This is a genomic window from Acidovorax sp., from assembly GCF_022763525.1.
Classification (GTDB): Bacteria; Pseudomonadota; Gammaproteobacteria; order Burkholderiales; family Burkholderiaceae_C; genus Acidovorax.
On record NZ_JALEGG010000018.1, the window covers coordinates 1 to 21,205 of the forward strand.

17 protein-coding genes and 1 pseudogene are annotated in these 21,205 nt (G+C 66.6%); 8 read left to right on the forward strand and 10 right to left on the reverse strand.

Features of this window, described 5'->3' with window-relative positions:
• Positions 1-275 (forward strand): annotated as a pseudogene (locus MRY84_RS01330) (hypothetical protein); the annotation flags it as partial.
• A 105-nt stretch (positions 276-380) separates the two neighbouring features.
• Here MRY84_RS01330 and MRY84_RS01335 read toward each other — a convergent pair.
• The 3 genes from MRY84_RS01335 to MRY84_RS01345 all read right to left on the reverse strand — a co-directional run bounded on the left by MRY84_RS01335 (position 381) and on the right by MRY84_RS01345 (position 2,317).
• A complete protein-coding gene (locus MRY84_RS01335) occupies positions 381-740 on the reverse strand; it encodes an FKBP-type peptidyl-prolyl cis-trans isomerase (protein WP_291503969.1) in 360 nt (119 codons plus the stop codon).
• Positions 741-900: 160 nt separating this feature from the next.
• Entirely contained in the window at positions 901-1,209 is a 309-nt protein-coding gene (locus MRY84_RS01340) for a winged helix-turn-helix transcriptional regulator (protein WP_010464095.1), read from the reverse strand.
• A gap of 202 nt (positions 1,210-1,411) precedes the next feature.
• Entirely contained in the window at positions 1,412-2,317 is a 906-nt protein-coding gene (locus tag MRY84_RS01345) for a LysR family transcriptional regulator (RefSeq protein WP_291503970.1), read from the reverse strand.
• Between the two features lie 121 nt (positions 2,318-2,438).
• On the opposite strand from MRY84_RS01345, the gene MRY84_RS01350 reads away from it, so the two are divergent.
• The 3 genes from MRY84_RS01350 to MRY84_RS01360 all read left to right on the forward strand — a co-directional run bounded on the left by MRY84_RS01350 (position 2,439) and on the right by MRY84_RS01360 (position 5,763).
• Entirely contained in the window at positions 2,439-3,404 is a 966-nt protein-coding gene (locus MRY84_RS01350; RefSeq protein ID WP_291503971.1) for a hydroxymethylglutaryl-CoA lyase, read from the forward strand.
• 23 nt (positions 3,405-3,427) lie between these two features.
• Positions 3,428-4,642 (forward strand): CaiB/BaiF CoA-transferase family protein, encoded by a 1,215-nt coding sequence (locus MRY84_RS01355; protein WP_291503972.1) that lies wholly within the window; start codon positions 3,428-3,430, stop codon positions 4,640-4,642.
• Positions 4,643-4,824: 182 nt separating this feature from the next.
• Complete coding sequence (locus tag MRY84_RS01360; protein WP_291503982.1) at positions 4,825-5,763, forward strand: tripartite tricarboxylate transporter substrate binding protein; 939 nt, start codon at positions 4,825-4,827, stop codon at positions 5,761-5,763.
• A gap of 142 nt (positions 5,764-5,905) precedes the next feature.
• On the opposite strand, the gene MRY84_RS01365 is transcribed toward MRY84_RS01360, so the two are convergent.
• The 4 genes from MRY84_RS01365 to dnaG all read right to left on the reverse strand — a co-directional run bounded on the left by MRY84_RS01365 (position 5,906) and on the right by dnaG (position 13,638).
• Positions 5,906-7,504, reverse strand: coding sequence for a methyl-accepting chemotaxis protein (locus MRY84_RS01365; protein ID WP_291503973.1), 1,599 nt, complete (start codon positions 7,502-7,504; stop codon positions 5,906-5,908).
• A gap of 82 nt (positions 7,505-7,586) precedes the next feature.
• Positions 7,587-8,555: a tripartite tricarboxylate transporter substrate-binding protein gene (locus MRY84_RS01370; RefSeq protein WP_291503983.1), complete on the reverse strand. Its 969-nt coding sequence runs from the start codon at positions 8,553-8,555 to the stop codon at positions 7,587-7,589.
• A 370-nt stretch (positions 8,556-8,925) separates the two neighbouring features.
• The gene (gene rpoD / locus MRY84_RS01375; protein WP_291503974.1) at positions 8,926-11,298 is read right to left on the reverse strand and encodes an RNA polymerase sigma factor RpoD; all 2,373 of its coding nucleotides are present in this window, start codon (positions 11,296-11,298) and stop codon (positions 8,926-8,928) included.
• 267 nt (positions 11,299-11,565) lie between these two features.
• A complete protein-coding gene (gene dnaG / locus MRY84_RS01380) occupies positions 11,566-13,638 on the reverse strand; it encodes a DNA primase (protein ID WP_291503975.1) in 2,073 nt (690 codons plus the stop codon).
• A gap of 106 nt (positions 13,639-13,744) precedes the next feature.
• Between dnaG and MRY84_RS01385 the strand changes: the two genes are divergently transcribed.
• The 3 genes from MRY84_RS01385 to MRY84_RS01395 are packed head-to-tail and all read left to right on the forward strand — an operon-like array spanning position 13,745 to position 18,136.
• Complete coding sequence (locus MRY84_RS01385; RefSeq protein WP_291503984.1) at positions 13,745-14,764, forward strand: extracellular solute-binding protein; 1,020 nt, start codon at positions 13,745-13,747, stop codon at positions 14,762-14,764.
• Between the two features lie 3 nt (positions 14,765-14,767).
• Positions 14,768-16,441 (forward strand): GGDEF domain-containing protein, encoded by a 1,674-nt coding sequence (locus MRY84_RS01390; protein ID WP_291503976.1) that lies wholly within the window; start codon positions 14,768-14,770, stop codon positions 16,439-16,441.
• A gap of 48 nt (positions 16,442-16,489) precedes the next feature.
• A complete protein-coding gene (locus MRY84_RS01395) occupies positions 16,490-18,136 on the forward strand; it encodes an acyl-CoA synthetase (protein ID WP_291503977.1) in 1,647 nt (548 codons plus the stop codon).
• A 14-nt stretch (positions 18,137-18,150) separates the two neighbouring features.
• Here the strand turns inward: MRY84_RS01395 and MRY84_RS01400 are convergent, their stop codons facing one another.
• From MRY84_RS01400 to MRY84_RS01410, 3 genes are all read right to left on the reverse strand, one after another.
• Positions 18,151-18,414 (reverse strand): hypothetical protein, encoded by a 264-nt coding sequence (locus MRY84_RS01400; RefSeq protein ID WP_291503978.1) that lies wholly within the window; start codon positions 18,412-18,414, stop codon positions 18,151-18,153.
• The gene (locus MRY84_RS01405) at positions 18,411-18,908 is read right to left on the reverse strand and encodes a hypothetical protein (RefSeq protein WP_291503979.1); all 498 of its coding nucleotides are present in this window, start codon (positions 18,906-18,908) and stop codon (positions 18,411-18,413) included. Before MRY84_RS01405 ends, MRY84_RS01400 begins: the two co-directional genes overlap by 4 nt.
• 158 nt (positions 18,909-19,066) lie before the next feature.
• Positions 19,067-19,954: an AraC family transcriptional regulator gene (locus MRY84_RS01410; protein WP_291503980.1), complete on the reverse strand. Its 888-nt coding sequence runs from the start codon at positions 19,952-19,954 to the stop codon at positions 19,067-19,069.
• A gap of 421 nt (positions 19,955-20,375) precedes the next feature.
• On the opposite strand from MRY84_RS01410, the gene MRY84_RS01415 reads away from it, so the two are divergent.
• Positions 20,376-20,939 carry a peroxidase-related enzyme gene (locus tag MRY84_RS01415; protein ID WP_291503981.1) on the forward strand — a complete coding sequence of 188 codons (564 nt, stop codon included), beginning with the start codon at positions 20,376-20,378 and terminating at the stop codon, positions 20,937-20,939.
• The last annotated feature ends 266 nt before the right edge of the window (positions 20,940-21,205 follow it).

Here is a 21,205-nt window from a genome sequence, read left to right on the forward strand (position 1 = left end):
CATCGGTGAGCAATGGGCCGGTGGAATCAGCGGATGATCCGGGCGCCACGTCGGCCCCGGCAGAGGGGTCGGGTCGTTCTCCGATGGAGCGTTACAAGGCCGCCTATCCCATTGCGACCGAATTGACTGCCGCGCTGGGCCTGCGCGGGTTCAGGCTGAACCTGGCGGTCGAGGGGGCGGGAAGTTTCGAAGACCTTGCGGCCCTGGCACCCAAGATCCGCGAGGCGGTGGGGGATGAAAAATTCGAGCGCCTGGACAAGGCGCTGTTCGACTAGGCCTGATCCCCAGTCGACTGCAGCAACCAGGGCCTCGTTGGCTTGGGAGATTCGGGCGTTGGGAGCCCTGCATCCGGTCAGCGCCGGATGCTTGCAGAGGTTGCCTCAGCGGCCGACCTTCAGCAGTTCCACATCAAACTTGAGCGTGGCATTGGGGGGAATGACGCCGCCTGCGCCGCGCGCACCGTAGCCCAGGGACGCGGGAATGATCAGCGTGCGCTGACCACCCACCTTCATGCCTTGCACGCCTTCGTCCCAGCCCTTGATGACCATGCCGGCGCCCAACGAAAAGACAAAAGGATCGTTGCGGTCACGGCTCGAGTCAAACTTGGCACCTTGTTCGCCATTGTTGTACAGCCAGCCGGTGTAGTGCACCGAAACGTTTTGGCCCTTGGTGGCTTCAGCGCCGTCGCCTACGGTGGTGTCTTCGTACTGCAGGCCGGAGGGGGTGGTGGTCAGTGCCATGGAAAAATCCTTTTTTGCTATAGATAAGATAGCTGGTTGCGCCGAATGGAAAAGCGCTGGGAGCCTTTTGGGGCTATCTTTAAAACCCACCCAAACAGGGTGGATGGGTGAGGAAGGCGGGAAGGGGGGCTGCTACGGCCTTGGTCTGGCGCGGCGGGGCTCAGGCCTTCTTGGCGCGGCCGGCCACCCAGCGGGTCGCGAAGGCTTGCACGTCCGACAGGCGCTTGAGCAGGTCAGCACCCGAGGGGGTCACGGTGTAGCCGTCACTGCCATGGTCCACAAAGCCGGCTTCGCGCAATTCCTTGATGCGGGTGTTCAGGGTGTTGGGCGTGATGCCGCCCACGCTGTCCTGCAGCAGGCGGAAGGTCTGGGGGTGGCCGTCCTTCAGGGCCCAGAGAACGCGCAACGCGTAGCGGCATTCAAGCCGCTCGAACAGCTGGTTGATGGCGGCATTTTCTTTGGAGCTCATGGACGCTTCTCCTCGCGCAAGGGGTGGATCAAATGGACTTTCGGGTGGGCAGATGCCGGACCCGAGGGTGTGAAGGGACTATAGCGCGGAACCCCTTTTGCTACAAGTTTGGTAGCTCAAAACGCACACCACGCATGCGCTACGCGCCAAAAATGCCGTCCTACCAGTCAAACTGTTGCGACGGGGCCACGGTTGGGCGCGGTCATCCTGGAGGCCCCAGCCTCGCCAGGTGATGGACCAGCAGCTGGGCTGCCGGTGCCAGCATCCGGGCGCCGCGGTAACAGATGGCGAAGCGCCGCCGGGCCCATGGATCGCTCAGTGGAATCACCCGGATGGGCGCGGTCTGCGCAAAAGGCAGAGCCACTTCACGCGGCACCACGCTGATGGCCAGGTTGGCGCGCACCACCCGCAGGGCCGCATCGAAGTTGGACACCAGCACCCGGTGGGCGAGCATTTTCCCCTCCACGGCTGCGGCGCGCGCCAGCATCACCTGCACGGCGCTCAGCGCGGGCATGCTCACAAAATCGTACTCCAGCACGTCGGCAAAACGCACGCTCTGTCGCTGGGCCACCGGGTGTTGCGCGTGGGCTACCACGGCCAGGTGGTCGGTTCGGTAGGCGCGGCTTTCCAGGCCCGTGAGATCGGCCGCGTCCCAGCAGATGCCAATGGATGCGCTGCCATCGCGGATGCCCTGCACCACGTCCGGGCTCACGCGCTCCTCCAGGCTCACCTGGATGTCGCGATGCGCCGGGTCTTGCAGGAAGGCTGCCACATCGTCGGCCAATGATTCGGCCATGACCGAGGCCGTGACCAGCATGCGCACATGGCCGCGCGTGCCGTTGGCGTAGGCCGCCATGTCGCGTTCGATCTGGCCCACGCTGGCCAGCATGGCGCGCGCGTGCTCCTGCAGCGTCTCGCCCGCCGGGGTGGGCACCACGCCGCGCCGCTTGCGCACCAGCAGCTGGGTGCCCAAGGTGTCTTCCAGTTGCGCGATCCGCTTGCTGATGGCCGAGCCCACGATGGCCTCCTGCTCGGCAGCGCGGGCAATGCTGCGGTGCTCGCACACGGCGGCAAACAGCCGCAGGGTCTGAAGATCCAGGTCGCGCATGAGTGAACTCCCGACAGATATGGTTTTCCCGTTGGGAATCTTATGAGTTCCGAGATGTATTTTCTGATTCGACTGGGAATTTCTAGAATGGCCTGCAGACCCAACCGACGAGAAGCCGCCCGTGAGCACCTCCTCCATCCCGTTTCAACCGCCATGCGCCACAGTCCGCGAAGTTGGCCTGCGCGACGGCCTGCAAAGCATCGCCACCGTAGTCTCCACCGCGCGCAAGCTCGAATGGATCCGCGCCGCCCATGCTGCCGGCCAGCGCGAGATCGAGGTCGGCTCCTTCGTGCCGGCGCGCCTTCTGCCCCAGTTGGCCGACACGGCCGAGGTGCTGGCCCATGCCAAGACCTTGCCGGGGCTGGTCGCATCGGTGCTGGTGCCCAACACCAAGGGCGCCGAGCGCGCGCTGGAGCACGGCGCCGACCTGATGATCGTGCCCCTGTCCGCCAGCCATGCGCACAGCCTGGCCAACCTGCACAAGACACCCGACGAGGTGGTAGCCGAGGTGGCGCGCATCCGCGCATTGCGTGACGCCAGCGGCAGCCGCACCCTGATCGAGGGCGGCGTGGGCACAGCCTTTGGCTGCACGCTGCAGGGCGAGGTGGCCGAGAGCGAAGTCCTGCGCCTGATGCAGGCGCTGCTCGACGCCGGCGCCGACCGCGTGAGCCTGGCTGACACCGTGGGCTATGCCGACCCCGCCTCGGTCGCTCGACTGTTTGCAAAAGCCCGCGGCCTGGTGGGCGACCGCTTGGCCTGCGCCCACTTCCACGACACGCGCGGCATGGGCCTGGCCAACGTCTACGCGGCCTGGGAAACCGGTATCACCCGCTTTGATGCCTGTCTGGCCGGCATCGGCGGCTGCCCTCATGCGCCGGGCGCCAGTGGCAACGTCACCACCGAAGACCTGGTGTTCATGCTGGAGCGCATGGGCGTTGCCACCGGCACCGACGTGACCGCGCTGCTGGCCCTGCGCCAGCGCGTGGCCGGCTGGCTGGCGGGTGAGACCCTGCACGGCACCCTGTGGCGGGCCGGGTTGCCGCAGAATGCCGCACCCGCCGTGCTGCGCGAGACAGCGACGGCCTGACACACCTTCTTCACGCTGCGAACATGAACGACACTCCCTCTGCAACCTCTTCTCCCTGCTTGCCGCTTGAAGGCCTGCGTGTGGTGGAATTCACCCATATGGTCATGGGCCCCACCTGCGGCATGGTGCTGGCCGATCTGGGGGCCGAGGTCATCAAGGTCGAGCCGGTGGATGGCGACCGTACGCGCCACCTGCTGGGCGCGGGCGCGGGCTTCTTCCCCATGTTCAACCGCAACAAGAAGAGCATTGCCATCGACCTGCGCAGCCCTGAGGGCCTGGCAGTGGCGCGTAAGCTGGCGGCATCCGCCGACGTGGTGGCGCAGAACTTCAAGCCCGGCGTGATGACCAAGTACGGCCTGGACTACGCTGCGCTGAGCCAGCTCAACCCGCGCCTCATCTACGTCAACCACACGGGCTTCCTGCCCGGCCCGTACGAGCACCGCACGGCGCTCGACGAAGTGGTGCAGATGATGGGAGGCCTGGCCTACATGACCGGCCGCCCCGGCGACCCGCTGCGCGCGGGCAGCAGCGTGAACGACATCATGGGCGGCATGTTCGGCGCCATCGGCGCCATGGCGGCGCTGATGCAGCGCGGCATCACCGGGCGCGGGCAGGAGGTGGACTCGGCCCTGTTTGAGAACAATGTCTTCCTGGTCGGCCAGCACATGATGCAGTACGCCGTCACGGGCAAACCGGCCGCGCCCATGCCCGACCGCATTTCGTCGTGGGCCGTGTACGACGTGTTCAGCGTGAAGGATGGCGGGCAGATCTTTCTGGCCGCCGTGAGCGATGCGCAATGGCAGACCTTCTGCGACGCCATGGGCTACGCCGATTTGAAGGCCGACGCCAGCCTGGCCACCAACAACGACCGCGTGCGCGCCCGCCCCACGCTGATGCCCGTGCTGCGCGAGCGGCTGGCGCAACACACGGCAGATGAGCTGGCAGCGATCTTCGAGCGCCACGGCCTGCCGTTTGCCCCCATCCGCCGGCCCGAAGAACTGTTTGACGACCCGCACCTGCAAGCCACGGGCGGACTGGCCGACATCACGCTGCCCGACGGCGAGCGCGCAGGCCAGACGGCACAGATCACGCTGATGCCGCTGCGCATGGACGGCCAGCGCCTGGATGTGCGCCGTGACCCGCCCCGCTTGGGCCAGCACACCGCCGAGCTGCTGCAGGGCCTGGGCTACACGGTCGACGAGGTGGCTTCGTTGCAAGCCGCCGGGGCCATCGCCTGATATTTCTTCGATGTCCCGGGAGCCCATCAGGCGGCGCAGACCGCAGGCCACCGGATTTCACCCACCCATGACCGGAGACAACCGTGCCCCAGCCTGCCCCCGACCTTGACGCGACCCGCGTTGCGCCCTCCACCCACTGTCTCCTGACACGCCGCCAGGCCCTGGTCACGGGCGTCGCCGGAATGGGCGCCGCCGCGGTGGGCCTGCCTCGCTGGGCCCACGCCCAAGGCGGCAGCAGGCCGCTGCGCGTGATCTTGCCGCTGTCGGCCGGGTCGGGCGCCGACGGCGCCATCCGCGCCATCAGCAACAGCCTGGCCAAGGCCCTGGGCCAAGCCGTGGTTATCGAGAACCTGCCGGGCGCGGGCGGCATCACCGGCACCTCGCAGATTGTGCGGGCACCCAAGGATGGTTCCGTGATCGGCGTAGTCTCCAACAACCACGTGGTCAACCCCAGCGTGTACAAGAACATCCCGTTCGATTCCCTGGCCGACATCACGCCCATCACCATCCTGGGCGCCACACCCTTCGTGCTGGTTGCGCACCCTTCGGTGCCTGCCAAGACCGTCCAGGAGCTGATCGCGCTGGCCAGGGCCAAACCTGGCGTGCTCAACTACGGCTCGTCGGGCAACGGCACCATCCTGCACCTGGGCGCGGCCATGTTTGTGGACCAAGCCAAGGTGGTCATCCAGCACATCCCCTACAAGGGCATGGGCCCGCTCATGAACGATGTGCTGGGCGGCCAGGTACAGCTGGCCGTGGTGGCCGTAGCGCCTGCAGCGGCGCACATCAAGTCGGGCGCGCTGCGTGCCCTGGGTGTGACCACGGCCAGTCGCGTGCCGTCGCTGCCCGGCGTGCCTACCGTGGCCGAGCAAGGACTGCCGGGCTACGAGCTGGACGGCTGGATCGCCCCGGTGGCGCCTGCCGGCCTGCCCAAGGCCGAGCTGGCCCGGCTGTACGCCGGCTTCAAGGCCGCGATGGAGATGCCCGAAGCGCACGACGCGCTGATCGCCCAGGGCTACGAGATCAAACTTACCCCGCCCGAGCCGGCGGCCGCCTTCTTCCGCAGTGAGGCCGCGCGCATGGCGCAGGTGGTGAAGAACGCCAACGTGACGATGGACTGAAACGGGCACGGCGGGATGTGTCGCCGTTTGGCAAGACGTCCTGTCAGGTTACGCTGCGCTAACCCGACATGCAGCTCTAGCTTTTTGAGGCTCTGGCGCTTATCTGGAAAGCACTTGCTGCTATATTTGTAATAGCAAATCATCACGCCCGAGGCGCGGGCAGCGCATGTTGCCCGGCTGTGGGGGGGTGGTGCGGCTGGTGCCGCAGGCGAAACACCGCCACCGCTTCCACCAACTGGCTCGCCTGGCTGCTCAGGCTGCCGGCCGCTGCGGCGCTTTCTTCCACCAGCGCTGCGTTCTGCTGGGTGGCTTCGTCCATGCGCACGATGGCCTGGGTCACGCGCAGCATGTCCTGCGTCTGGGCAGCGCTGGCGTCGCTGATCTCTTCCATCAGTGCGCTCACGCCCTGGATGGACGACACCACCTCGGCCATGGTCGAGCCCGCGTTGCCCGCCAGATTGGAGCCGGCCTGCACCCGCTCCACGCTGGTCTGGATCAGCGCCTTGATCTCGCGCGCGGCGCTGGCGCTGCGGGTGGCCAGGTTGCGCACTTCGCTCGCCACCACCGCGAAGCCCCGGCCCTGTTCGCCAGCGCGGGCGGCTTCCACGGCGGCGTTCAACGCCAGGATGTTGGTCTGGAACGCAATGCCGTCGATGACACCAATGATGTCGGCAATCTTGCGCGAGCTTTCCTGGATGCCCTGCACCACGTCCACCATCTGTGTGACCACTTCGCCGCCGCGCTGGGCTACGGCGGTGCCGTTGCGCGCCAACTCGCTGGCACGCTGCGCGTTCGCGGCGTTTTGTTGCACGGTGGACTGCAACTGCTGCATGGACGAGGCGGTTTCGTCGAGCGACGAGGCCTGCTGCTCCGTGCGCAGGCTCAAGTCGGTGTTGCCCTGGGCGATTTCGGCGCTGGCGCTGGCGACGCCCTCGGCATTGCTGCGCACACCCGACACCACGTTCTCCAGGTTCTCCTGCATGGCGCGCAGGGCCTCCAGCAGCCGTGCGGGCTCGTCACGGCCTTCCACTTCGATGTGCGTGGTCAGGTCGCCCGCTGCCACCTTGTGGGCCAGCGACACGGCCACGCCCAGCGGGCGCACCACCGAGCGGGTCAGCAGCCAGCCCGCGAAGGCGCCCAGGCCGGTCACCAGGGCCAGCGCGACCAGGCTGCTCACCAGCGCTCGCCGGGCGTCCTGTGCAGCTGCCTGCGCAATGGCCGCGCTGCTGGCAGCTACCTGTTGGCTGAGCTCGGTCAGCAGTTTGGCGGGGCCCTGGTCGATGTCGGCCACGTCGGCGTCCCCGGCTGAGGGCACGAAGCCCAGCGACTGGAACACTTCGAACCCTTTGCGGTAACCCTGCGCCATTTGCGCGTGCGCCTGGGTGAACTTCTGCAGCGCGGCTTTTTCCGCTGCGTCGGTGAGCTGGGGCTCCAGGGCTTTCGCGGCGTCGGCTACGCGCTTTTCAGCCGCCTGAAAGGCCGTCCAGTGCAGCTCTCGCTTGCGCGAATCCTCCCCGCGCAGCAGCGTGTTCTTCCATTCGAGCACCTGCGTCTTGAAGTCGCTTTCCATGCGGCTCACGGCGCGCTCTTGGGCCACGCGCTCCTGCACCGTGGTTTCGTAAGTGCCCAGCGTGCGGTACAGCGTGGCAATGCCGAACAGCGCGGCACCCAGCAGGAGTGCGAGCACCAGCCCCAGGGCCGTGGCCATGCGGGCGCCGATGGAGTGATTGGACATTTTCATCGGTAGCTCCTCCGGTGGGTTGTGGAAAGGCCCGTGCGGCGCACCCGGCACCCCCGGCGCGCGCAGTCTGAGCGCCGCGTTTTCAAGGCTTCAGTTTGAGCAAGTACACCATGACGCGCGCCGTGGTGAGGTCCAGCTCCATGAACTCTGACAAATCCTTGCCCGCCAGCCAAGAGGGTTCCCACCGGTTCTGCTTGAGCGTGCGCAGCCATGACTCGTGCGCCGTGGCCGCCTCCACCGCGGCCAGCATTTCGCCCGCGCGGGCGCTGGGCACCCCCTTGCCGGTGAACACGCCGCGCCAATTGGCCATGGTGGCGTCCAGCCCCTGCTCTCGAAAGGCCTGTACGCCGAAAACGCCGCGGCGTGCCGATACGCCGATGGGGCGCAGCTTGCCTGCCGCAATGGCATCGCTGAATTCGCTGTAGCCCGACAGACCCACGGCGGCGCTGCCGGACTGCAAGGCGTCCACCACCTCCGAGCCGCCGGGGAAGGGCTTGTAGACCAGGTCTTCCGGATTGGCCTTGGACGCGCGGGCCAGCACGCCCGCGAAGATGTGGTCGACCCCGCCCGCCGATCCCCCGGCCACCGGCAGGCCACGCAGGTTGGTGCGCATGGCATCGGCCAGGTCCTTGGCATTCTTGAGGGGCGAGCTGGCCGCAACCGCCGCCACGAGATAGTCGCTCGTCAACCGCGCGAGTGGCTGGATGTGGCCCATGTCCACGGCGGGCTTTTGCAACGCCACCGCGCCCACCATGACCATGCCGCCCATCAGCAGCGTGTTGGGATCGTTACCGTACTTTTCCGCGTATTTGGCCAGCCCGATGGTTCCGCCCTTGCCGCCGATGTTTTCATACTCGATCTGGTCCGCCGCACCTACTCCGACCAGTGCTGCGCCAAGGGCTCGTCCCGTCTGGTCCCACCCCCCGCCGGGATTGGCGGGGATCACGATGCGCAGCGTGGATGCCAGCCTGGGCGCTTTGGCGGGTGCGCTGCGCGCGGCCGTGCCAGCGTTCTGGGCCCAGGCCGACGTGGCCAGCCAGGGGCTGGCCATGCATGCAGCGCCAGCTGCAGCGGCCCGGATGATGAGGTGGCGGCGGTGCAAGGAGGTCATACGGTGTCTCGCAAAAAGAGGGAGGGTCGCGAACGGTGCGCGCATTGAACGGGAACGGCCTGGTGTTGCCGCCGCCCCGCTGCGCAGGAGTCTTGCGCAGCGGTGTGTAATCGTCGCGTTACAAGCTGTCAATTCGCTGTCGGGAACGTCGGGGTAAACGTGAAGACATGAAGGGCGGAAAGACGCAAGGCCGTGAAGGTGAAGGGCCGTTTCCCGGGAAAAAGACGAAAAAAAGCCCTGCACCGCGCAGCGGGGCAGGGCTTTGGGCGCATTGCCCGGCGGTTGCGGCCGGGCGATGTCCGCGTCGTTGTTACAGCGAATCGATGAAGCTGCGCAGCTTGTCCGACCGCGAGGGGTGCTTGAGCTTGCGCAGCGCCTTGGCTTCTATTTGACGGATGCGCTCGCGGGTCACGTCGAACTGCTTGCCCACTTCTTCGAGGGTGTGGTCGCTGGTCATCTCGATGCCGAAGCGCATGCGCAGCACCTTGGCTTCGCGCGGGGTCAGGCCGTCCAGGATGTCCTTGACCACGTCGCGCAGGCCGGCCTGCATGGCGGCTTCGATGGGGGCAGTGTTGGCACCGTCCTCGATGAAGTCGCCCAGATGGCTGTCGTCGTCGTCGCCGATCGGTGTTTCCATGGAGATCGGCTCCTTGGCGATCTTCATGATCTTGCGGATCTTGTCCTCGGGGATCTCCATCTTGGCCGCCAGGATGGACGCATCGGGCTCAAAGCCGAACTCCTGCAGGTGCTGGCGGCTGATGCGGTTCATCTTGTTGATCGTCTCGATCATGTGCACCGGGATACGGATGGTGCGAGCCTGGTCGGCGATCGAGCGCGTAATGGCCTGGCGGATCCACCACGTGGCGTAGGTCGAGAACTTGTAGCCGCGGCGGTATTCGAACTTGTCCACCGCCTTCATCAGGCCGATGTTGCCTTCCTGGATCAGATCCAGGAACTGCAGACCGCGGTTCGTGTACTTCTTGGCGATGGAAATCACAAGGCGCAGGTTGGCCTCGATCATTTCCTTCTTCGCGTCGCGCGAGGTGGCTTCGCCCTCGTTCATGCGCTTGTTGATGTCCTTGAGCTCGGTCAGCGGCACCACCACGCGCGCCTGCAGGTCCATCAGCTTTTGCTGCAGTTCCTGGATGGGCGGAATGTTGCGCGCCATCACCGTGCTCCAGGGCTTGCCGGCAGCGGCCTGCTTTTCCACCCACTTCAGGTTCAGCAGGTTGGGCGGGAATTCCTTGATGAAGGTTTCCTGCGGCATGCCGCACTTGTCCACGATGATGCGGCGCAGCTCGCGCTCCTTCTTGCGCACGTCGTCCACCTGGCTGCGCACCATGTCGCACAGCTTCTCGATGGTCTTGGCGGTGAAGCGGATGGTCATCAGCTCGGCCGACAGGGCCTGCTGGGCCTTGAGGTAGGCGGGCGTGCCGTAGCCTTCCTTGTCGTAGACCTTGTGAACCTTCTCGAACAGCTCGCGCAGCTTGTCGAAGCGCTCGAGTGCCTGCTTCTTGAGTTCTTCGAGCTTCTTGGTCAGGGCCTTGGAGCCGCCCTTGCCATCGTCGTCGTCGGCTTCGTCGAATTCGTCGAAGTCTTCCTCGGCCACGTAATCGTCAGCTTCGTTGGGGTTGGAGAAGCCGTCCACGATGGTGGAGATGACGACCTTGCCTTCGCGGATTTCCTCGCCCATGTTGAGGATCTCGGCGATGGTGGCGGGCGATGCACTGATCGCCTCCATCATGGCCATCAGGCCGCCTTCGATGCGCTTGGCGATCTCGATTTCGCCTTCGCGGGTGAGCAGCTCCACGGTGCCCATCTCGCGCATGTACATGCGCACCGGGTCGGTGGTGCGGCCAAATTCCGAGTCCACGGTGGACAGGGCGGCTTCCGCGGCTTCTTCGGCTTCTTCCTCGGTGGCGCCGGCGGGAGCGTTGTCCGTGATGATCAGCGCTTCGGCGTCAGGCGTCTGCTCGTACACCGCCACGCCCAGGTCGTTCAGCGTGGTGATGACGGCTTCCAGCGTTTCGGCATCGACCAGCTTGTCGGGCAGGTGGTCGTTGATTTCAACGTGGGTGAGGTAGCCGCGGGTCTTGCCCAGCTTGATCAGGGCCTTCAGGCGCTGACGGCGCTTTTGCATGTCCTCTTCGGACAGGACGGTCTCGTCCAGGCCGAATTCCTTCATCAAGGCGCGTTCCTTGGCCTTGCTGATCTTCATGCGCAGCGGCTTGACCTTCTCGACCGTGGCCGCAGCCTCCGGCACCTCTTCGACTTCGCCTTCGAGGTCGGCTTCGATGTCTGACAGGTCGGTATCGTCGCCGCCTTCGTCACCGGCGGCAGCCGCCTTGGGCTTGCGGCCGCGCTTGGCAGGCGCCTTGGCTTCGGCAGCGCCTGCGGCCTTGGCGGGGCGGCCGGGGCGCTTCTTCGGGGTTTCGTCTTCGTCGCTGGTGGCTGCAGCCTTGGCGCGGGCAGGCTTTTTCTTCAGCAATTCATCGGCGGCTTTAATCAGCTCGGCAGAACTTTTCACGGGCACAGGTTTCACTTTCTTGGCAGCGGGGGCGGGTGCGGCGGCCGCTTTTTTGGAAGCAGCCTTGGCAGCAGCCGGGGCGGCGGTTTTGGAGGCAGCCTTGGCGGCGGTACCTGGAGCGGACTTGGGCGGCTTCGCGGACTTTTGAGCGGGCATGGACAACCTCAGAATCAAAAACGGACACAAAGAAAACGCAAGCGCCACAGATCCCGGCGCGGGTGGCGACGCGAAGCTGGAGCCAAGCTTCGCGCTTTGAGGGGAGGCCCTCAGGGGCAAGATGTCTGGGCGATCATTTGGTGTGCAGTCCTTGCGATAGGTGGGCCCATCAGCGCATAGATACGCTGTTTCGCGGTGGCCCGGCTCGGAGGTGCTGCTGTCGCTCTTGCCGATAACTAACCCTACATTATACCGCGGCTAAAGATTTCAAGAGGCCTTGACCATTCCGTCGCGCAGCATGGCGCGCAAAACCGTGCGTTTTTGTTCCAGGGCCCGGTACCGGTCGAGCGCGGAGGGGTCCTGCTCGGCCTGGAGCACCAGCACCTTCTGGTGCTCTTCGATGGCTTCGATCTGCATGCGGCACAACAGATCGCGCAGCTCGCGTCGCAGCTCGGCCAAGTCGCCCTCGGTCTGGGCATGCGAGCCGGTCATCATCTTCACGGCGAAGGCCTCGCACTCGTGATCACGCAGGCTTTCGCGCAGCACGGCCCAGGCCTGGGGGCCATGTTCGTGGAACTGCGCCTCCAGCCACGCAAACAGCGTGCCGTGCGGCGCGGGTTGGGCGCACAGCGCTTCATGGTCGTCGTGGGTAAGGTCTTCCAGAAATCCCATGTGCGACAGCAGCAGGCGCGCGGCATGGTCGGCGCGGCTCACGGCCGGGGTACGCGGCAGCCGCGGCTGGGGTGGCCAGGGGGCGTCACGGTCTTTCTTTTTCCATCCGCCGCTGTTTTTCCAGTCGGAGCTTTTGCGAAACGGCGGTTTGCCATAGGCGGCGTAGGCGCCATAGCCCCCCTCGGGTGGAGGCTGCCAGTGGCTGGCGCCACCGCCCAGGTCCGGCGGGACGTCATCCCAGTCGGGCGGACCTTCCTCCATGGCGGGGGGACTACCGTTACCGGTGCTCTGGCGGCCCGGATGCTGGGCGGGGCGGTGTGCCGTACCCGCGACGTGCTGCACTGGCACGCGCGGGGCTTCGCGTGCCGCGGCCTGGCCCCACAGGTCCGACAGGTCCTGCGCCTTGAGCTGGGTGAGCTGGGCCAGCTCGCCGAGCAGTTGGCGCTTGAGCGCTCCATCGGGAAGGGCTGTCCACAATGGCCGCGCCTGGCTGGCCATGCGGGCGCGCCCTTCGGCGGACGCCAGGTCACAGCCGTCGCTGGCCGCCTCGATGAGGAAGCGGCTCAGCGGCATAGCATCGCTCACATGGCGGGCAAAGGCTTCGGTGCCGTGCTCGCGGATGAAGCTGTCCGGGTCGTGCTCGGCCGGGAGAAACAGGAACTTGATGCTGCGCGTGTCCGTGGCGTGGGGCAGGGCGCCGTCGAGTGCCTTGCGCGCGGCGCGCCGGCCAGCGGCATCGCCGTCGAAGCTGAACACCACCGATTCGGTGAAGCGCAGCAGCTTTTGCACATGCTCGGGCGTGCACGCGGTGCCCAGCGTGGCCACTGCGTTCGGAAAGCCCAGCTGCGCCAGCGCCACCACGTCCATGTAGCCCTCGGTGACCAGCGCGTAGCCGTGCTCGCGGATGGGAGTGCGGGCCTCGAACAGGCCGTACAGCTCCCGGCCCTTGTGGAACACGGGGGTTTCGGGCGAATTCAGGTACTTGGGCTTGTCGTCCCCCAGCACGCGGCCCCCAAAACCGATGCACTCGCCCTTGACATTGCGGATCGGGAACATCACCCGGTCGCGAAAACGGTCGTAGCGCTTGCCGCCGTCGTCTTCGCTCACGATGACCAGGCCGCTTTCTTCCAGCAGCGGGTCGTCGTAATGCGGGAACACGCTGGCCAAGCTGCGCCAGCCTTCGGGCGCGTAGCCCAGCCCATAGCGTTTGGCCACTGCGCCCGAAACGCCCCGCGCCTTGAAGTAACCGATGGCCCGCTGCGATTCGCGCAGATGGCGGCGGTAGGCGTCGGCGGCTTTCTCCAGCACGTCGGTCAGCGTGGCCTGCTTCTGGCGGGCGGCGGCGGCGCGCTCTTTTTCTTGGGGTGAGATGTCATCATCGGGCACCTGCAGCCCGACCTGCTGGGCCAGGTCCTGCACAGCTTCCACAAAACCCATGCCGGCGTGGTCCATCAGAAAGCCGATGGCATTGCCGTTCTTGCCGCAGCCAAAGCAGTGATAGAACTGCTTGGAGGGGCTCACGCTGAACGAGGGCGACTTTTCCCCATGGAAGGGGCACAGCCCCATGAAGTTGGCTCCGCCTTTCTTCAGCTGAACGTAGCGACCCACGATGTCCACCACATCGACTCGGGTCAGCAGTTCCTGAATAAAAGACTGAGGGATCGTCACGCGGCGTATTGTCCGCGTAAACTGTTTGTTACCAGATATTACGAGCGAGGCTTTCGGCATGGAAGGCATGGCTTGGCAGATGCAGCGTCGCAGTGCGGCAGCAGCGATGCTGGCCGTGTCCCTCGGCGCATGGCGCCCGGGCCTCGTGCGGGCCGCCACGGTGCTGCGCGTGCTGGCGTGGCCGGGCTACGCTGATCCTGACCTGGTGGCGGTCTTCGAGAAGCGCCATGGGGTCAAGGTCGAGATCACCACCGTGGCCTCCGATGACGTCCTGCGCGCCAAGCTGGCCAGCCCGGACGGCCCTGGCTTCGATCTGGTGGCCGCCAACACCGCCGAAATCGCGCGCTTGGTGGACCAGAAGATGCTGACGCCGTTGCCCGTGAGCAACATTCCCAACACGGCGCGCCAGCTGCCGCGTTTTCGGCAACTGCAGTTCATCGCAGGCATCACCGCGGGGGGCGAGGTATATGCCATGCCCTTCACCTATTCCGAGATGGGGCTGGTCTACGACCGCCAGCAGTTCAGCGCGCCCCCACAGTCGATTGCCGTGCTGTGGGACCCGCGCTGGCAGGGCAAGGTGCTGGCGTTTGACGGCAGCAGCCATGGTTTTTCGCTGGCCGCCATGTACCGCGGCCTGCCCCCGTTTCGCATTGATTCGGCCCGTTTCAGTCTGCTGGCCAAAGACCTTGTGGCCTTGCGCCGCAATGTGCGCTCGTTCTACAGCCTGCCGGAGGAGTCGGTCGAGCTGTTCCGCAAGCACAAGGTGGCGGTCATGCATGCCAACTACGGTCAGCAGCAGCTCAAGCAACTGCGCGACGCGGGGCTGGATGTGGGCTATGTGGTGCCCAGGGAGGGGGCGCTGGCATGGCTCGACTGCTGGGCCATCACCCGCCGCTCCACCCAGGTGGCCCTGGCCGCAGAGTGGATCAACTACATGCTCGACCCGGCGCTGAGCCGCGAATTCACCCGGCGCCAGGGCCTGGCCAACACGCTGGAAGAACCGCCCGCACTGACGGAGGATGTCCCCATGGGTCCTATCGTCTGGCTGGAGCCGGTAGAGGATGAAACCCGGCGCGCGCAATTGTGGCAGCGCATTGTGGCGGGCGACCGCCCAGCGAGGTTCTGACGCATGGACATGCCGCGCATGAAATGGAGCATTGCACTGCGCCTGGGCGTGTTGCTGGCTTCGTTCAGCGTGTTTGCCGCCATCCTGGCGGGCTACTACACCTTCGATTCGAGCCGGGACCGCTTGCAGGGGCGGGCCGAGCGCGCCCTCATGGCCACTACGCAGGTGCTGGCGCGCCACATGCAGGCAGGGTTTGGCACAGTGGCGCGCGACACTTCCTTTCTGGCCAGCGTGGCCGCGCAGGAGCGGGATCGTGACCGCCTGGCGGATGTGTTCCGCGCCAGCTTGGTCACCCATCCGGCGTATCTCCAGATTCGCTTCATCAGTGCCAACGACTATGGCCTGGAGCTCGTGCGCATCGAACGCCAGGGCGGGGTGCCGGTGCGGATTGCGGACGACGCGCTGCAGGAGAAGGCGCATTTCCCGTTTGTGTTTGAAGCCCTGGCGCTGCCGGCGGGCGAGGTTTACGTGTCCGAATTCGGTATCAACCACGAGGGCTCCCCGGGCGAGGACGCTGTGCCGGTGTTCAACATGGCCTCTCCCGTGGTGAAGGGCGGGCAGGTACAGGGAGTGGTGGTGGTGCGCGTGGCGGCCGAGCCGTTCTTGCGCAACTTCAACGCCGCGCTGCCCATGCCCTATGGGTTCTATCTCAGCAACCGCTGGGGCGACCTCCTGGTGCACCCCGATGCCACGCAGACCTTTGGTTTTGACCGGGGGCAGCGCATCCTGATCCAGGAGTCCTTTACACCGGTGGCGGCGCTGGTCGAGGGCCGTGCCCAGGAGGCCGTGCTCAGCCGGCCCGCCAATGCCGAGGACGAGGCGCGCGTGTTCTCCTTCGTGCGCATGCCCTTTGGTGGTGAGGAAGAGGGGCGCTTCATGGTGGTGGGCCTGTCGCAGCCCCTGGCCGCCGTGCAGGGTGAGGTGCTGGACCTGGGCCGCAGCATCCTCAAGATCCTGCTGGTGCTGAGCCTGGTGGGCGTGCTGCTGGCGGCGGGCGTGTCGCGCGTGGTCACGCAGCCGCTGCAGGCCATGGTGGCGGCCGCGCAGGCGTTCTCGAAGGGGCTGGCGCATGGTGCGCTGCCTGTGCACCGTAAGGACGAGGTGGGCGAGCTGGCCCGCAGCTTCCACGACATGGAGCAGCAGATCAGCCGCCAGATCACCGAGCTGAACGCCAGCCGCGACGCCATGGCCCACCTTGCGCACCACGACGCACTGACCGGCTTGCCCAACCGCCGCATGTTCGAGCAGCGCCTGGCGCAGGCACTGGAGCTCTCGCGCCGCAGCGGGCGGTACTGTGCGCTGCTGTTTGCGGACCTGGACGACTTCAAGGCCGTCAACGACACACGCGGCCACGCCGTGGGCGACCTGGTGCTGCAGGCCGTGGCCCGCACCATCGCAGGCGCCGTGCGGCAGGCCGACACCGTCGCCCGGCTGGCGGGCGATGAATTCACCGTGCTGTGCGAGAACGTGGATTCCGAAGAAGCCGCCCTGCAGATCGCTGCGAAGCTGGAGCTTGCCTTCGAGGCCCCGCTGCAAATCGACGGCCTGCCATTGCCCGTGCACATCAGCATCGGCGTGAGCCTGTTCCCGCGCGATGGCCAGGACGCGCACACGCTGCTGGCCAGCGCCGACGCGGCGATGTACCGTGTCAAGCAGAGCCGCCGCCGAAGGGTTTGAGTCAGCCTGGGGCGATAGTCTGTGATCCGTTTACCCACATCCGCGACCATGACCTCCATCTTCGACCAGCACCTGCCCCGCACCGAAGCCAACTTCGCGCCCCTGTCGCCCCTGTCGTTCATCGAACGCACGGCCGAGGTGTATCCCGACCGCCTGGCCATCGTGCACGGCACGCTGCGCCAGACCTGGGCCCAGACCTACGCGCGCTGCCGCCAGCTGGCCAGCGCGCTGACCCAGGCGGGCATCGGCAAGAACGACACCGTGGCGGTGATGCTGCCCAACACGCCCCCGATGGTGGAGGCGCACTTTGGCGTGCCCATGGCCGGCGCTGTGCTCAACACCCTCAACACCCGGCTGGACCCCGAGGCCATCGCCTTCATGCTCGACCACGGCGAGGCCAAGGCCGTGATCGTGGACCCGGAATTCAGCGGCACCATGGCCAAGGCGCTGGCCCTGCGCACCGCCACCACGCCCATCAGCGTGATCGAGGTGCAGGACGCGCTCTACGGCCCCGCCGTGCAAAGCCTGGGCGGTACCGACTATGAGGCCTTTGTGGCCAGCGGCGACGCGACCTTTGCCTGGAGCCTGCCCGCTGACGAGTGGGATGCGATTGCGCTCAACTACACCTCAGGCACCACCGGCAACCCCAAAGGCGTGGTCTACCACCACCGGGGCGCGGCCACCAACGCCATCAGCAACGTGCTGGAGTGGGACATGCCCAAGCACGCGGTGTACCTGTGGACCTTGCCGATGTTCCACTGCAACGGCTGGTGCTTTCCGTGGACCATTGCGGCGCGTGCGGGCGTCAACGTGTGCCTGCGCCGGGTGGACGCGCAGGCCATCTTCGATGCCATCCGCAACCACGGCGTCACGCACTACTGCGGCGCACCCATCGTGCATGGCCTGCTGGTCAACGCGCCTGACGCGATGAAGGTAGGCGTCCCCGCTGGCGTCAAGGCCATGGTGGCGGGCGCTGCGCCACCGGCGTCGATGATCGAAGGCATGGAAAAGATGGGCTTTGACCTGACCCACGTGTACGGCCTGACCGAGGTCTACGGCCCGGCCACCGTGTGCGCGAAACACGAGGCCTGGGATGCGCTCGACATTGGCGAGCGCGCCCGCCTCAACGCCCGCCAGGGCGTGCGCTACCACCTGGAGCGCGACGTGCGCGTGCTGAACCCCGAGACCATGCTGCCCGTGCCGCAGGACGGCGAAACCATGGGCGAGATCATGTTCAAGGGCAACATCGCCATGAAGGGCTACCTCAAGAACCCCAAGGCCACCGACGAGGCCTTTGCAGGCGGCTGGTTCCACAGCGGCGACCTGGCCGTGCAATACCCCGACGGCTACATCAAGATCAAGGACCGCAGCAAGGACATCATCATCTCGGGTGGCGAGAACATCTCGTCCATCGAGGTGGAAGACGTGCTTTACCGCCACCCCGATGTGCTGGCCGCCGCCGTGGTGGCCAAGCCCGATGCCAAGTGGGGCGAGACGCCCTGCGCGTTTGTGGAGCTGAAAACCGGTGCGCAGACCACGCCCGAGGACATCGTGGCGCACTGCAAGAAGCACCTGGCGGGCTTCAAGGTGCCGCGTGCCGTGGTGTTTGGCGAGCTGCCCAAGACCAGCACCGGCAAGATCCAGAAGTTCGAGCTGCGCAAGTTGGCCGGGTCGGCCGCGGCGATTGATGTCTGAGCCTGCGCAGCGCTTCAGCCAAAGCCGCAGGCCAAGGTCTGCCGCCCGCCATCCAGGTGGTACTCGGACTTCCAGTAGTGCCGGTCTTCGATGGCGTTGAAAGTCATGCCCGGCGCCAGCGGGTAGGCCGTGGCGAAGGGGCGGCGCAGGATGATGAGCAGCTCGCAATGGGGCGGCCAGTCCGCGACCTCATCAATGGCATTGCCCCGCGCCAGTTCGGCATCGAGGATCGTGCGCAGCGGGGCGGCCAGCGCGGCGGGGATGGGCGGGCGGCTCATGCCGGGGGCTGGCAGGCCGCCAGCGAAGGTGCCGACGGCGCGGTTGTGGCGCCTGCCAGCAGCCGCTGCAATGCCTGCACCTGCCACTGGTGCTCTGGCTCAAAGGCCGAGCGGTCTTGCACTGCGTAACCCCCATAGGCATACACCGTGGCATAGGCCGCGTAGCTGGCAGCCTCCAGTGCCCGGCCAGCCAGGGCATTCGCCACGGCATAGGTGGCCGACACGGCAGCGTGGGCCGACCCGTCCAGCGATTGCGAACCCCTGTGGTGCGAGGCCACCGCTTTCAGTCGCTCTGCTGCATTGGCCAGCGTGGCTGCGTCCACCAGGCCTGTCGTGAATGCAGCCAGCGTGTCCAGGCCCGCGATGGCTTCCGGATCTTCCAGCAGGTGGCGCACGCGCTGCACACAAGCTAGGCCAAAGGCCAGGCGCAGCGGGGTCTGGGCATCGCTGGCCAGCCCGCAGTCGGCAGCCAGTTGGGTGAGGGCAGCGTTCATGGCGTGAATCCTTCTCGGCGGCGGAGGAATGGATTTGCTATAAATTAGATAGCTGATTGCGCTTTATTGACGGGCGGCAGGGCCTAATTTTGCTTGAATCTTGTGTTGCAGACGGCGCCGCCCATTGTGGCAACCCATGGGGTGCGCGTCGAGCCGGGCTATGCGGCAACACCGTCCAGCCAGCCCCGTGGCGACACCCCCAGCTTCTGCGCAAACACCCGTGACAGCGCTGAAGGGTTGGCATAGCCCAGCTCGTTGGCAATCGACTTCAGCGACCGGCCACCGCGCAAATGTGCCTGCGCCAAAGTCAGCCGCCAGTGCACAAGGTAGTCGGCCGGCGTCTCGCCCACCACGGCCTTGAAACGGGCAGCAAACGCGCTGCGCGACAGGCCTGCCTGCTGCGCCATCTGCTCCAGGCTCCAGGCCTGGCCGGGCGCCTCGTGCAGGGCCGTGAGGGTGCGCGACAGGTGCGGGTCGGCCAGGCCGGTCAGCAAGCCCGGCGGCATCTGCGCCTGCTGCGGGTGGTCCAGCAGCCAGCGCAGCAGCTGCAGCAGCACCACTTCAAACAAACGGTCGGCCAGCACGCGGTGGCCGCAGCGCAGGCGGTCGGTTTCGGCAAACAGCAAGTCCAGGGACTGCTGCAGCCCGTCCACCGCGCCCAGCGGCAGCACCACCAGCGGGGGCAAGGCGCGGGCCAGTGGGTGGCTGGCGCCGCCGTCAAAGTCCAGCGCGGCGCAGGTGAAGTCCGAGCCCTCGGTGGGCGCGTTGTGGAAGAAGTGCTCCAGCGGCCGGGCATAGAACAGCAGGCTGGGCTCGCACACCTGAAGCCTCTCGGGCGGGCCCGCCTGGGGCTGGTGTGTGACCACCATCTCGCCCCGGCGCAGCACATGCAAAAAGCCCCGGCCCGGCGCCGCTGCAAAGTGCGTCACGCCACACAGCGGCCCGTTGTGGAACAGGTGCGCCCGCACCCGAAACCGCTCCAGCAGCGGCGACAGGCGATCCAGCGGCGCGGGGCTTGGTGAGGGCTGTGGGTGGTCTGTGGGCATGGGATTTGGATGAATTGGTATGAATGATGGATTTTTTGTGCCCAATGGTACGCCTTGGCGCAAGACACTGCAGGGGTGCTGTGCATCAGCAGTACCCGGCGCCCCACCTAGGGCGTGTCATCAATCAATACCCCCACGCGCTGGCCCCGCAATGCGGATGGATGCGCGAAGGGGGGCGCAGCCAATAGCGGGCTATTGGCAAGCCACCCGACAAAGCAGACGCCGCATTGCGGGGTCAGCCCGGAGGGAAAGCCATCCAGGCCGCGCATTGCGTCGTTGCCCTTCGCTTGTGTAGCCAAGCTACACGGCACTCAGGGCGCCTAGCACTGCACGGCCGGGCTGGCTTTCGCGTGGGGGTATTGATTGATGACACGCCCTAGTGCCGGATCTCCAACGTTTCACTACCTGCAAGGAAATCACCATGTCCGACCATTCCTCCACCGCCCGCGTTTCTTTGGTAGACCGCACCGCCGCCAGCGGCCCGGCACGTGCGCTGCTGGACCAGATCCACGGCGCTTTTGGCGCCACGCCCAACATGTTCCGCGCTATGGCCAACTCGCCCGCCGCGCTGCAGAGCATGTGGGCTGCCTTTGGCGCGCTGGGCGGCGGCGTGGTGGGCGCGGCCCTGGGCGAGCAGATCGCCGTGGCCGTGGCCAACCGCAATGCCTGCGATTACTGCCTGGCCGCCCACACCGCGCTAGGCCGCAAGGCGGGCGTGAGCGGCGAGGCGCTGGCCGCGGCGCAGTCGGGCGAATCTGCCGACCCGCGCACCGCCGCCGTGCTGCGCTTTGCGCTGCAGCTCGTCAACCAGCGCGGCCAGGTCGATGCCGCCGACGTGCAGGCGCTGCGCGATCAGGGCCTGAGCGATGAGCACATCGTCGAGATCGTGGCCCATGTGGCGCTGAACCTGTTCACCAACTATGTGAATGTGGCGCTGGCCGTGCCGGTGGATTTCCCCGGCGTCAAGCTGCGGCCGGGGCGTTGACCGGCGGAGCTGGGGTCTCCTGCCACTGGCAACAGGCGCCCGCGTGGCAGGTGGCAGATGCGCTGTTGTGGCCTCTGTCACGCTGGCAGACCACAATGTCGTTGGACCACGCGGCGGACCCGCCGCGCCCCGGCCAGCCCTGCCATCCCAACGAAAGACGCCACCGCCATGACCGAGGCCCCCGCACCGACCGACCCCCACGCCATCGACCCGCTGCAGCGCCAGGAGGCGCTGCTCGGCCCGCCCAGCGACGCAGCGCTCCGCAA

Coding starts and splice junctions, on each gene's coding strand:
- MRY84_RS01335 (WP_291503969.1), bottom strand. CDS start 740: ATGGCACTGACCACCACCCCCTCCGGCCTGCAGTACGAAGACACCACC.
- MRY84_RS01340 (WP_010464095.1), bottom strand. CDS start 1,209: ATGAGCTCCAAAGAAAATGCCGCCATCAACCAGCTGTTCGAGCGGCTT.
- MRY84_RS01345 (WP_291503970.1), bottom strand. CDS start 2,317: ATGCGCGACCTGGATCTTCAGACCCTGCGGCTGTTTGCCGCCGTGTGC.
- MRY84_RS01355 (WP_291503972.1), top strand. CDS start 3,428: ATGAACGACACTCCCTCTGCAACCTCTTCTCCCTGCTTGCCGCTTGAA.
- MRY84_RS01360 (WP_291503982.1), top strand. CDS start 4,825: ATGGGCGCCGCCGCGGTGGGCCTGCCTCGCTGGGCCCACGCCCAAGGC.
- MRY84_RS01365 (WP_291503973.1), bottom strand. CDS start 7,504: ATGAAAATGTCCAATCACTCCATCGGCGCCCGCATGGCCACGGCCCTG.
- MRY84_RS01370 (WP_291503983.1), bottom strand. CDS start 8,555: ATGGCCAGCCCCTGGCTGGCCACGTCGGCCTGGGCCCAGAACGCTGGC.
- rpoD (WP_291503974.1), bottom strand. CDS start 11,298: ATGCCCGCTCAAAAGTCCGCGAAGCCGCCCAAGTCCGCTCCAGGTACC.
- MRY84_RS01385 (WP_291503984.1), top strand. CDS start 13,745: ATGCTGGCCGTGTCCCTCGGCGCATGGCGCCCGGGCCTCGTGCGGGCC.
- MRY84_RS01390 (WP_291503976.1), top strand. CDS start 14,768: ATGGACATGCCGCGCATGAAATGGAGCATTGCACTGCGCCTGGGCGTG.
- MRY84_RS01395 (WP_291503977.1), top strand. CDS start 16,490: ATGACCTCCATCTTCGACCAGCACCTGCCCCGCACCGAAGCCAACTTC.
- MRY84_RS01400 (WP_291503978.1), bottom strand. CDS start 18,414: ATGAGCCGCCCGCCCATCCCCGCCGCGCTGGCCGCCCCGCTGCGCACG.
- MRY84_RS01405 (WP_291503979.1), bottom strand. CDS start 18,908: ATGAACGCTGCCCTCACCCAACTGGCTGCCGACTGCGGGCTGGCCAGC.
- MRY84_RS01410 (WP_291503980.1), bottom strand. CDS start 19,954: ATGCCCACAGACCACCCACAGCCCTCACCAAGCCCCGCGCCGCTGGAT.
- MRY84_RS01415 (WP_291503981.1), top strand. CDS start 20,376: ATGTCCGACCATTCCTCCACCGCCCGCGTTTCTTTGGTAGACCGCACC.